Source organism: Aquimarina addita, from assembly GCF_039539305.1.
Taxonomy (GTDB): domain Bacteria; phylum Bacteroidota; class Bacteroidia; order Flavobacteriales; family Flavobacteriaceae; genus Aquimarina; species Aquimarina addita.
Genome location: NZ_BAABCW010000019.1, coordinates 34,010 through 45,649, shown reverse-complemented (window position 1 = coordinate 45,649; position 11,640 = coordinate 34,010). Strand labels below are relative to the sequence as shown.

At 32.5% G+C, this 11,640-nt stretch carries 10 protein-coding genes; 6 read left to right on the top strand and 4 right to left on the bottom strand.

Annotated elements, in window-relative coordinates; genetic code table 11:
- The first annotated feature begins 78 nt into the window (after positions 1-78).
- Positions 79-1,218 carry a redoxin domain-containing protein gene (locus tag ABD816_RS18000; protein WP_344929755.1) on the top strand — a complete coding sequence of 380 codons (1,140 nt, stop codon included), beginning with the start codon at positions 79-81 and terminating at the stop codon, positions 1,216-1,218.
- A gap of 54 nt (positions 1,219-1,272) precedes the next feature.
- On the opposite strand, the gene ABD816_RS17995 is transcribed toward ABD816_RS18000, so the two are convergent.
- Complete coding sequence (locus ABD816_RS17995) at positions 1,273-1,923, bottom strand: rhomboid family intramembrane serine protease (protein ID WP_344929754.1); 651 nt, start codon at positions 1,921-1,923, stop codon at positions 1,273-1,275.
- Between the two features lie 75 nt (positions 1,924-1,998).
- On the opposite strand from ABD816_RS17995, the gene ABD816_RS17990 reads away from it, so the two are divergent.
- The gene (locus ABD816_RS17990) at positions 1,999-2,904 is read left to right on the top strand and encodes a lysophospholipid acyltransferase family protein (protein ID WP_344929751.1); all 906 of its coding nucleotides are present in this window, start codon (positions 1,999-2,001) and stop codon (positions 2,902-2,904) included.
- Between the two features lie 67 nt (positions 2,905-2,971).
- On the opposite strand, the gene glmM is transcribed toward ABD816_RS17990, so the two are convergent.
- Positions 2,972-4,360: a phosphoglucosamine mutase gene (gene glmM, locus ABD816_RS17985; RefSeq protein ID WP_344929750.1), complete on the bottom strand. Its 1,389-nt coding sequence runs from the start codon at positions 4,358-4,360 to the stop codon at positions 2,972-2,974.
- A gap of 170 nt (positions 4,361-4,530) precedes the next feature.
- On the opposite strand from glmM, the gene ABD816_RS17980 reads away from it, so the two are divergent.
- From ABD816_RS17980 to ABD816_RS17970, 3 genes are all read left to right on the top strand, one after another.
- Positions 4,531-5,115: an acyl carrier protein phosphodiesterase gene (locus ABD816_RS17980; protein ID WP_344929749.1), complete on the top strand. Its 585-nt coding sequence runs from the start codon at positions 4,531-4,533 to the stop codon at positions 5,113-5,115.
- A 2-nt stretch (positions 5,116-5,117) separates the two neighbouring features.
- Positions 5,118-6,803 carry a gamma-glutamyltransferase gene (ggt, locus tag ABD816_RS17975; protein WP_344929748.1) on the top strand — a complete coding sequence of 562 codons (1,686 nt, stop codon included), beginning with the start codon at positions 5,118-5,120 and terminating at the stop codon, positions 6,801-6,803.
- Between the two features lie 111 nt (positions 6,804-6,914).
- Positions 6,915-8,564 carry a leucine-rich repeat domain-containing protein gene (locus ABD816_RS17970; RefSeq protein WP_344929747.1) on the top strand — a complete coding sequence of 550 codons (1,650 nt, stop codon included), beginning with the start codon at positions 6,915-6,917 and terminating at the stop codon, positions 8,562-8,564.
- Positions 8,565-8,735: 171 nt separating this feature from the next.
- Here the strand turns inward: ABD816_RS17970 and ABD816_RS17965 are convergent, their stop codons facing one another.
- Positions 8,736-9,626, bottom strand: coding sequence for a DUF72 domain-containing protein (locus ABD816_RS17965; protein ID WP_344929744.1), 891 nt, complete (start codon positions 9,624-9,626; stop codon positions 8,736-8,738).
- A gap of 216 nt (positions 9,627-9,842) precedes the next feature.
- Between ABD816_RS17965 and ABD816_RS17960 the strand changes: the two genes are divergently transcribed.
- Positions 9,843-10,247, top strand: a complete 405-nt coding sequence (locus tag ABD816_RS17960; protein ID WP_344929741.1) for a glyoxalase — start codon at positions 9,843-9,845, stop codon at positions 10,245-10,247.
- 94 nt (positions 10,248-10,341) lie between these two features.
- On the opposite strand, the gene ABD816_RS17955 is transcribed toward ABD816_RS17960, so the two are convergent.
- Complete coding sequence (locus tag ABD816_RS17955) at positions 10,342-11,616, bottom strand: tetratricopeptide repeat protein (RefSeq protein ID WP_344929740.1); 1,275 nt, start codon at positions 11,614-11,616, stop codon at positions 10,342-10,344.
- Positions 11,617-11,640: the final 24 nt, after the last annotated feature.

Below are 11,640 nucleotides of genomic sequence, written 5' to 3'. Positions count from 1 at the left end.
ATTAATTATATTTAAAAGTTAATTTGTAGTGTTTCAACCCTAGATTATATATTTTTGCGCTTTATAAAATCATTTAAAATGAAAAAATTAGTATTACTAGCTATTATTTTAATCACAATAGCCTGTGAAAAAGAGGAAAAAGGATATTCAATTTCTGGTATAGCTCAAGGGTTCAACGATGGAGTTATTGTTTATGTCAATTCAATAAATCAATCAAATCGACCAATTATTATTGATTCAACAACCATCAAGGATGAAAAATTCAAAATTTCCTTACCTGTAGTAGAAGATAATGATTTTAATTATATCACTTTTAAAGACACCCCTGGAAAAAAGAATATCCCAGGAAATGTTTTGTTCCTGGCAGAAAATAATCCTATAAAAATGACTGTCTACAAAGATAGTTTACGTTCATCTTTAGTTAAAGGAGGTCCTGAGAATGATTTATTTTCGAAATATATTAAAACCATGACACAATATGCTAAAGAAAAGCAGGAGGTGAGCAGAGAATATCAAATTGCGTCTAAATCTCAAGAAAAAGAGAAGTTAACCGATTTAATGAATAAGCAACTAGAACTTACTGAGAAGGAAAAAACATTCAGAACAGAAATCGCTGAAAAAAATCCTAACTCTTTAATTTCTGTGATTGCATTAACAGACCTTTTAAGCCTAAAAGCAGTACCTGTAAAAAAGGTAAAGGAAATATATACCAGTCTTGAAGACACGTTGAAAACTACTCGTCTTGGCAAAAACTTAGAACAATTAATTAGTACATCTGTTGGTAAAATTGATATTGGTAGTGTAGTCGATGATTTTTCTGCACCTACCCCAGAAGGTACGATGCTTTCTCTAAAAGAGTCAATGGGTAAAATTACGATTATTGATTTCTGGGCATCCTGGTGCAAGCCGTGTAGGGCAGAAAACCCAAATGTGGTTAGAATATATAACAAATATCATGATAAAGGACTTAATATAATTGGAGTCTCGCTAGATAAAACCAAAGAAAAATGGATCACAGCTATTGAAAATGATAAGCTTAACTGGAATCATATTTCTAATCTACAATCCTGGCAGGAACCCATTGCTAAATCATTTGGTGTTCGATCTATTCCGGCTACATTTATAATCGATGAGAACGGAAATGTAATCGCTAAAAACTTAAGAGGACCCGCATTAGAAAGTAGAATTGCTGAATTACTTAGTGAAAAAACGCTGTAAATTAGCACATTAATAAGTGACTAGGCTACCCTTCAAGGCAGCCTTTTTTATTTTTTACAATTTACCTAAGCGTTGCATTGCAAATAAAATGATAATAGGAACTAACAGTAATACTATCATAAGTAAATTTTCTTGAAACAATCCTGGTGCCATGAGTAAAGTAATGATGTACCCTCCTACAGCACCTCCAAAATGAGCATCGTGACCAATATTATCTGCCTTATTTTTCATACCATAAATGGAGTATAAAAGATATCCAATACCAAAAACATAAGCAGGGATAGGGATTGGAATAAACATTAAATAAAGACTTTCATTAGGGTCAAAAAGTATTGCTGAATAAATAATCCCTGAGACTGCACCACTGGCACCTACAGCACTATAATGATACTCATTCTTATGAAAAAATAAAGAAAATAAATTCCCTACAATTAAGCTTCCTACATATACACCTGCAAACTTTACATTACCTAAATTATTTATTACAGTATTAGCAAAGAAAAAAAGAGTAAGCATATTAAAAAATAAATGCTGCATATCTACATGCAAAAAAGCAGAAGAAATCATACGCACTTGTTCTCCTCTGCGTATGCCGCCAATATTAAATTTATACCGTTCAAAAAAAGAAAAATCTTTAAAACCTCTTAATGAAAAAATAACATTCATTGTTATTATACCCAAAACCATAATCTCCATATCTAACATATCCCTTATTTTAACGCCCAAATATACTATATAATTGATGTAAAAGTTATCTTTGCCACCTTAAACAAAGTACGAATGCAATTACTAGTATACTGTTTGGTATACCCTACATTATGGGTGATCTCTAAGTTACCATGGCGTCTTTTCTATATATTTTCTACCTGTGTATACTTAATTGTATATTATATCATTGGGTATAGAAAAAAGACAGTAACCGAAAATCTGGTTTTAGTTTTTCCTGAAAAAGATAAAAAAGAAATACATCGCATTCGAAAAGCGTTTTATAAACATATGTGCGATATGTTTTTAGAAATGATTAAGTCTATTTCTATTAAAGAAGAAGAAATGGTGGATCGTTTTCGATTAAAAAATCTAGATGATTTAACTAAGCTTGAAGAAAAAAACAAAAGTATTATTATCATGATGGGGCATTATACCAGTTATGAATGGACCAATGCTATAGATCTCATTACAAAATTCAGATGTGTAGGTATTTATAAGCCGATCAAAAACAAATATTTTGACCGCTTGGTGCATCGCATTAGAGGTAGGTTTGGCTCCGGTTTAATTCCAAGTGCCAAAGTATTTAGAGAGATTTATAGCAATCAAAATAAAGAAAACCCTGATTTAAACCTTTATGGATTAATCTCTGATCAATCACCCAAATTAGATAGAGCTATGTTTTGGTCAGACTTTATGGGGATTAAAGTCCCTGCGTTTATGGGAGGAGAAGTATTAGCTAAACGATTAGATCTTAGTATATATTATTTTCACGTAGAAAAAATCAAACGAGGGTATTATGAAGCTACTTTAGTTCCAATTGCCGAAGATCCTACTAATGTTCCTGATTATTATATTACAGAACAATTTCTAAGACATCTGGAAACACAAATCCGTAATAAGCCAGAGTACTATTTATGGACCCATAAGCGCTGGAAACATCGTTTCTCTACTCCACCAAATGGAGCTACTATAAAATAAGAATATTAAAAAAGCCTGTAACGTTGATCAACATTACAGGCTTTAGATTTTAACACAAACAAGTATGCTATATTCCTGCTATCTCCTTTAGCGTACTAATAGTATTCTCTGCTAGTTCATCTGCTTTTTGTTGACTTAATGCCTCTGTATATATCCTGATAATAGGTTCCGTATTACTTTTTCTTAGATGTACCCAGCAATCATCAAAATCCACTTTTACACCATCAATGGTATTCACTTCTTCTGCGATATACCTTTTATGAAACCCATCCAGAATAGCATCAACATCTAATCCCGGAGTCAACTGAACCTTATTTTTACTCATAAAGTAAGAAGGATAGCTATTTCTCAATTCACTAATACTACATTTCTTTTCTGCTAAATGTGTTAAAAATAAAGCCACTCCTACAAGAGAGTCTCGACCATAATGCGATGCAGGATAAATAATCCCTCCGTTACCTTCTCCTCCTATGACGGCATTAGTTGCTTTCATCCTTTCTACTACATTTACTTCACCTACGGCACTTGCCTCATAGTTACCTTGATGCTTTTCAGTAACATCCCTTAGTGCTCTACTTGAAGAAAGGTTAGAAACCGTATTTCCTTTTGTTTTACCGAGCACATAATCCGCACATGCAACCAGTGTATATTCTTCTCCAAACATTTCTCCATCCTCACTCATAAATGCCAAACGATCAACATCTGGATCCACTGTAAGACCTAGATCAGCATTTTCTTTAACTACCAGTTCAGATAAATCTGTGAGATGTTCTTTTAATGGCTCCGGATTATGTGGAAAATGCCCCGTAGGATCACAATATAATTCTATTACATCTACTCCCATTTTATTTAGCAATCTTGGTATAGCAATTCCACCTGTAGAATTGACTGCATCAACTACCACCTTAAATCCAGCTTTTTTCACAGCCTCAGCATCTACTAATGCGAGTTGAAGTACTGACTCTATATGTTTATCAATATATGTATCGTTCTCGGTAATCGACCCCAAGTCATCTACTTCTGCAAAATGATAATCATCAGTAGCGGCTATCTCCAAGATCTTTTGCCCATTGACTCCATTTAAAAATTCACCTTTGTTATTAAGTAATTTTAATGCGTTCCATTGTTTTGGATTATGACTAGCGGTCAAAATAATACCACCATCTGCCTGTTCCATTGTTACAGCAACCTCTACAGTAGGGGTTGTTGAAAGCCCTAAATCTATCACATGGATTCCTAATCCTACCAAACTATTCATTACCAATTGCTGAATCATCTCTCCAGATATTCTGGCATCTCTACCAACAACAACTCTGGGATGTTCTTTATTCGTATCTTTTTTTAACCAACTGCCATAAGCAGATGCAAATTTCACTGCATCAATAGGTGTCAGATTATCCCCGACTATACCTCCTATAGTTCCCCGAATACCTGATATTGATTTTATAAGTGTCATATATAAATTTATATTTATTTATTATTTTAACTCTGTTAAGACTACGCTAATCCTATATGAGTTATGCAAGCTTTATAACAAATGTACACGCTACAAATCATTACCACAACTTTAGTATTAAAGTTTATAAAAATAATCAAGCAACTTACAAAAAATTGTACATTGAGCTAATGAATTTCTTAGCCCATATTTATTTATCCGGAAATGATACAGAATTAAAAATCGGTAATTTTATTGCTGACGCCGTAAAAGGAAAAAAATTTGATCAATTTTCTAATAGAATCCAACAAGGTATTATATTACATCGTAAAATTGATTCCTATACCGATAGTCATCCTATTGTAAAACAAAGTGTAAAAAGACTTTTCCCGAGATACGGACATTATAGTACGGTCATCGTAGACATTTTATATGATCATTACCTAGCAGCGTATTGGAGCGAGTACTGTGAAATACCATTAGACCAGTATGTTGCTGACTTTTATGAATTACTACAAGAATATTTTGAAATACTACCTAAACGAATACAAAATTTTCTCCCTTATATGTTGCGAGATAATTGGTTACTCAGTTATTCCACCATACCTGGTATAGGAAGGATTTTATATCAAATGAATCATCGCACTAAAAATAGGTCTAAAATGAATTTCGCAGTTGTAGAACTGGAACAAAATTATTCGGATTTTGAAAAGGAATTCAGATCTTTCTTTTTAGAACTTGAATTATTTACTAAAGACGAAATAAGAAGATTATGAATATGAAGGTATTAATTTATATACTGTGCTTGTTTTTCCTATGTTCCTGTAAAAAAGAAAAAACAATAGCTACCCCAGGAGTCATTAGCAAAAATGCTATGGTTGTTTCTGCCAGAAAAGAGGCTTCGATGATAGGTTCTGCTATTCTCAAAAAAGGAGGAAACGCTTTTGATGCCATGATTGCTACAGAAATGGCTTTAGCTGTAACATACCCTTATGCTGGAAATTTGGGTGGAGGTGGATTTATGGTATACCGCAAAGCAAATGGAGCAACTGGAGCATTAGATTACAGAGAAAAAGCACCAATTGCTGCTCATAAAGACATGTATCTCGATAAAGATGGAAATCCAATCCCCGATAAAAGTCAGATTGGTGGGTTATCTGTAGGTGTACCTGGAACCATAGCGGGGATTTTTGAAGTACATAAAAAATTTGGTTCTCTACCCATAGCAGAGTTATTGACTCCAGTAGTCGAATTGGCTTATAAAGGTTATGCCATTACTAATAAACAACAAAAGCGTTTCGAAAAATATCAGGATATTTTTAAGAAAACTAATGGAGATACTACCTTATATTCAAGATCTTACCAAGCTTATGATACTATAAGAAATGTAGCATTGGGACAAACATTAGAACGAATAATTAAAAATGGAAAAGATGAATTCTATAAAGGTAAAACAGCGCAAAAATTAGTTGAGTATCTACAATCCAGAGGTGGAATCATTACCTTAGAAGATTTAGAAAAATATGAGGCAAAATGGCGCAAACCTATTACATTTCAATACGACAACCTCTCTCTCATTTCGATGTCTCCCCCATCCAGCGGTGGCATTTGCCTGGCACAAATCATGAAGATGATAGAACCATATGATTTACATTCTTATGGTCATAATTCGATGGAAACAATAAAGATACTTACAGAAGCAGAACGAAGAGCTTATGCTGACCGCAGTTATTACTTAGGTGATCCGGATTATGTAAAAATACCCATTGACGCTTTAATAAGTAAAGAGTATGCTAATAGTAGAATGAAAACCTTTAGTTTTGATCAACCTACCCTATCCTCTGATCTTAGTTATGGTAAAATTCCTGGATATGAAAGCGACGAAACCACTCATTATTCGATTGTTGATCCTTTTGGGAATGCGGTATCAGTCACAACTACCTTAAATGGTGCCTATGGTTCTAAATTATTCATAGAAGAACTAGGGTTCTTTTTGAATAATGAAATGGATGATTTTAGCACAAAACCAGGAGTTCCTAATATGTATGGGCTATTAGGAGCAGAAGCTAATGCTATTGTACCAGAAAAAAGAATGCTCAGTGCGATGACACCTACTATCATAGAAAGAGATAATGCGCTATGGATGGTTGTAGGTACTCCAGGAGGCTCTACCATCATTACATCTGTTCTACAAACCATATTAAATGTACACGAATACAAAATGACTATGCAGGATGCTGTTAATGCACCTCGTTTCCATCATCAATGGTTACCAGATTCCATATATTTTGAACCTCATAAATTTGATCAACAATTACTTACAATATTAGAGTATCAAGGATATCCCGTGAGTGAAAAAGCTTCAAAAATAAGTAGTAAAGTAGATGCTATATTAGTGTTACCTAATGGAACTTTAGAAGCAGGGGCAGACAGAAGAGGTGATGACACTGCTATTGGTTTTTAGTAGTTTAGCAAATTAGCGGACATTCAATTTCAGTTTAAAAAATTGATTTTAAGATAAAATTAGCATAAATTTGTAAAAAGTAATACCCCAACCCCAATAATTATTGTACCTATGAAAATTAATACACTAAGCATTCTTGCCTATTTTTCTTTGTTCATTTTTTTTACATCTTGTAGCAAGGAGTTTAGTGATGATCTTATAAAAGCTCAAGAGGAAGAAGTCGTTGTGGAAGAAGAAGAGGAAGAAGAGGAAGAACCTGTCTTTAGCGATGAAAAAGTGATTGTATCTTTTACCTTACCACAAGCTGCTAACACCGCTTTACTAAGTGAAGATAAACAAGCGATCATCAATGAAGATAATACCATCAACTTCCTATTACCTCACGATAGTAATGTGACAGCTGTAGTGCCAGAAATTATTATTTCTGAAGGTGCAACGATTAGCCCCGCCAGTATGGAACCTCAAAACTTTACAATACCAGTAACCTATACTGTTACTGCAGAAGACGGTACAGCATCTACCTATACAGTATCTATCAATTTACCAGGGATTTCAGAACGGAAAGCATTGATTAATATGTATTATGACACCTACATAAACACAACAGTGGATGATGATTACTCTTGGGATTTAGATGATCCGGACATGAATAATTGGTATGGAGTAACCGCAGAGGATGAAAAAGTAATTGAGTTAAATTTTGACTCTGACTTTAAGCTTAATCTTACCAGTGATGTTACTAACCTAATCCATCTTAAAAGTTTAAGCATGGATGATAGTAATAATACATTAATTGAAGAAATTGGTGAATTAACGACATTAGAAAGTATTAGCTGTGAGTATTGTGGTACTGGTGATTCATTAGAGTGGTTAGGCAATCTTGTAAATCTTCAGCGCTTAAACTTATTTGACACCGGTCTTAGAGAAATTCCGGAAAGCATTGGTCAATTAAAATCATTAACCTACTTAAATTTAGAATTAAACCCCATCGGTACACTTCCTGAATCTTTTGGCGAACTTACGGCATTAGAGACGCTAAACTTATATGAATGCGATATCGAAAGTTTACCCTCTAGTTTAGAAGGTCTTATCAATCTAGAAACACTAAATCTCTCTTACAATAAGCTTACGGATATTTCTGCGATTAAAAATTTAACTAATTTAAAAAAACTATATATATCAGAAAATCAATTAACAACGCTTCATTCTAATATAAGTACATTAACTAATTTAGAACTATTATTTGCCTCTGATAATTCTTTAAATTCTATTCCTTTAGAAATTGGAAACCTTACAGCACTTACCAATCTTAATTTAGGAAGAAATAATATTTCAAGTATTCCTCAAGAAATAGGTAATCTAACCAATTTGACCAGCCTTAGTTTGCATACCAATGATATAGCTTCGATTCCAGCCTCCATTGGAAATTTAGCTAATCTAGAGACATTTTTAATCTACGGAAACTCAATCTCAGTAGTACCAAATCAAATAGTAAATTTAGCTAATCTTATTTATCTTAATTTAAGCACTAATAATTTAGACGACATTCCTGCAGATATCGGTAATTTATCTAATTTAGAACGGTTATATCTCCAAAATAATGAATTAACAGAAATACCAGTAGAGTTTGGAAGGCTCGTTAAGCTCGAACAATTATATTTAACAGGGAATATTAATCTAACCTCAATTCCTCAATCCGTATGTAATCTTGCGAATACAGGAACTACAATTTCTGTAGAAGATACAGTGACGTGTAACTAATCATTATATATAATATCTTATTATTACTTCTAAAGATGTATTTATTTTTAAATCCTAACTAATGTCTTTGATCTAAAACACTTCTATTGTATTAATCGTTTGTTTATTGTCAACAACTTTAACGTTGAATTGTATTCCTTCAACTATTTTATAGATAATTAGTAAACATGATCAAAACAAGGACAACTCATCAGACGAATGTTTTGGGATATCAAGAGTAGCGCCCAATTCTTTATTAAGCAATTGAATAAAATGTTTAGATAATAAGGGGGATTCTGTCTCCAGATTCTGATGTACAAAAAAATGAATATGCTCAATCCCTTGTTGTTTCCATATTTTTAATCGCTGTATCCAATCATCTAATCTCGTATAATCACTAGGATGATTTGCTCCTACGTAACGTATAAAAGCTTCTTTATTTGTCAATCTCATATGGAGTAAATCCCTACGCCCTGCTGTATCTGTAATAATATTAGAAACATCATTCTTTTCTAACAATTCATACAACTCCTTAGCAACAGAAGTATCCTGAAACCAGTCTGTATGCCTGAATTCTATAGCCAATCTAATTTCTTTTGGCCATCGATCTAAAAAATTGACAACCCTATCAAAGTTTTTAGGACCAAAATTACTGTGCAGTTGTAAAAAGATAGTCCCTAACTTTTCCTTCAGGTGGATTGCACTGGCTAAATATTCGTCAACATAAGGCTGAACCTCATCATTCAATCGTTTAAAATGTGAAATATTCTGAACTAACTTTGGAAAAAAGGTAAATCCCTCAGGTGTTTTATCATACCATTTTCTAAATTGATCTTCAGAAAAAATTCTATAAAAAGTAGCATTTAATTCTATCGCGTTAAACTGTCTGGAGTAATAATAAAGCTCATCTTTTGTTCCCCTTGGATAAAACCCTTTCAAATCTTGTTTATTCCATTTAGCACACCCTACTGAGATTGACAGTTTTTTAGAAACCCCTTCTTTTAAAATGTTTTTCGTATCAATATGGTCTTTTGGCAATTCAAAATCAATACGTTCCGGAAATTCTACTTTACCAAATTGCATATTTATTACTTTTTCTTTTTTATGTTTATTCTAATAAAAGTTTATCTAAAGTAATCTATTTACCAACATTTTAATAATTAAAATTCTCTAAATGAAAATAAATATTTAAGTAATTATTGAATTGAGTTTTATTTTGTTCATAAGTGGTTTAAAACTCTGTTTCTTCTTGTTCACTTTAGAATAAACAATTCTGTATTTTTAGTAAACATCTTTATTATGGAAAACAGAAAATCTAAATTATTGGCGATACGCCCACAAATTTTGAGTGCGCGAGTATCTGAAAACATGTCTTTTGATGAACAATTTCAGAATAAAACAATCAGACCCATTATCAAATTACAAGATGAATTATTAACCGAAATATTTAAAAATTATATAAAAAAAAGAAAGAATACATTCTATGATTTATCATTAGAGCAGCGTTTACTTTATATTGAAAATGCTATCCAAAAAGATATGAAGTTCAGAAACAGTTTAAAAGGGATGGTCATCGGTCATTTTACAGTAAGTGAGTACTTGTTATATATTAAAAACTCCTCTGCTTTAAACAAAAGAATGATGAATATTGTCAAAGAACGATTACAAAGTAATATTCAGCTGTTAGATCAAGAGTTGGTATAAAGATATTAAAGAACATAATAGCGCTCATCTTTAATGAAGCAAAAAGCCGAAACGATAACGTTTCGGCTTTTTGTATGGTATAAAGAATGTACAATTAGTTTCCTCCTTCCAAGGCTTCCAATTTGCCTTTTATTTCATCTGCTTTTGGATCATCTAATTGAGTGTAAATATTTTTTAATGTTTTCAAAACATCTACGTTATCAGGTGTACTTTTTAAAGCACCTTCTAAATAAGGAATTGCGCTTTTATATAATTCCTCACGCTGAATTTTTAAAGCATCGTATTTTTTATAATCACTACTAGAGGTTCCTAACGCATTCATTTCATCAACGATAGCTGTTTCTTTACCTAAGATTAAAGAAGCAACATTAATCTGTGCCTTTCCATAATCAGGTTTTAGCTCTAAAGCTCTTTTATAATACTCTAACGCTTTATCATTATTACCTAAACGTGAAGCACTAACGCCCAAATTATATAATAAATCAGGATTATTAGGATCTTTCGCAACTATTTGCTCCATGATCTCTTTATATTTCTCCACATTACCTAACTTATAAAACATATCGGCTTCAGCCTGTAATAAAGAAGAATCATCGGGATTTTCTGCTTTTGCTAATTCTAAAGCCTTCATTGCCTCTTCATCCTTACCTTGACTTACATAAATAAGTACGATGTTTTTAGTGATTTCAGATTTTTTAGAACCTGATTCTTTCTTTTCTGGTTTAATATGAGTTCCAGCTTTTACAGAAATATCACGTAAATTTTTTGATGGAAACGCTTCTTCTTCGCTAGTCTCTTTATTTATAGCTACATATTGAGTTTCATTACCATCAAACCCAAGCTCTACTAATTCATTATAATAAGATAATGCTTCATCATACTCTTTTGCATTTACAGCATTAGAAGCCGCATAGTATAAGTATAAAGTATCTTTTTTATTCGTCTTATATCCTAAATATAATTTTTCTGCAGCTGATTTATTATCGCCTGCTTTTTGATCTTCAATTGCTTTAGTCACTAAAGCATCTCTTAATGCTTTTAATTGTGTCTCAGCTTCTCCGGTAAATTTATTGCTACCTGAAGCTTTTTCTATTTCTGAAACCTTAAGATAAGACATTGCTGCTGATTCCAATTGATCTAAAGAATCTCCAGCAGTAGCCGATGTTACTTGTCCATTAAGTAAATAATACTGAGCTTTCATTTTCTCATCTGCCACATCTAATTTTCCTTCTACAGCTTTTAAAGCATTAGCTGCTTCATCCATTTGTCCTGATTTAACCGCTTTTACCGCAGATTTTAGCTCTTGCTTTTGAGAGAATCCAACAGCACTAATGGCTAAAAAAAATACTATTACAAATCTAATTTTCATTACTTCTAATTTTATCTTGGTTTA

Excerpts from the sequence above, each read along its gene's own strand:
- ABD816_RS18000 (WP_344929755.1), top strand. The coding sequence starts at position 79 with ATGAAAAAATTAGTATTACTAGCTATTATTTTAATCACAATAGCCTGT.
- ABD816_RS17995 (WP_344929754.1), bottom strand. The coding sequence starts at position 1,923 with ATGTTAGATATGGAGATTATGGTTTTGGGTATAATAACAATGAATGTT.
- ABD816_RS17990 (WP_344929751.1), top strand. The coding sequence starts at position 1,999 with ATGCAATTACTAGTATACTGTTTGGTATACCCTACATTATGGGTGATC.
- glmM (WP_344929750.1), bottom strand. The coding sequence starts at position 4,360 with ATGACACTTATAAAATCAATATCAGGTATTCGGGGAACTATAGGAGGT.
- ABD816_RS17980 (WP_344929749.1), top strand. The coding sequence starts at position 4,531 with ATGAATTTCTTAGCCCATATTTATTTATCCGGAAATGATACAGAATTA.
- ggt (WP_344929748.1), top strand. The coding sequence starts at position 5,118 with ATGAAGGTATTAATTTATATACTGTGCTTGTTTTTCCTATGTTCCTGT.
- ABD816_RS17970 (WP_344929747.1), top strand. The coding sequence starts at position 6,915 with ATGAAAATTAATACACTAAGCATTCTTGCCTATTTTTCTTTGTTCATT.
- ABD816_RS17965 (WP_344929744.1), bottom strand. The coding sequence starts at position 9,626 with ATGCAATTTGGTAAAGTAGAATTTCCGGAACGTATTGATTTTGAATTG.
- ABD816_RS17960 (WP_344929741.1), top strand. The coding sequence starts at position 9,843 with ATGGAAAACAGAAAATCTAAATTATTGGCGATACGCCCACAAATTTTG.
- ABD816_RS17955 (WP_344929740.1), bottom strand. The coding sequence starts at position 11,616 with ATGAAAATTAGATTTGTAATAGTATTTTTTTTAGCCATTAGTGCTGTT.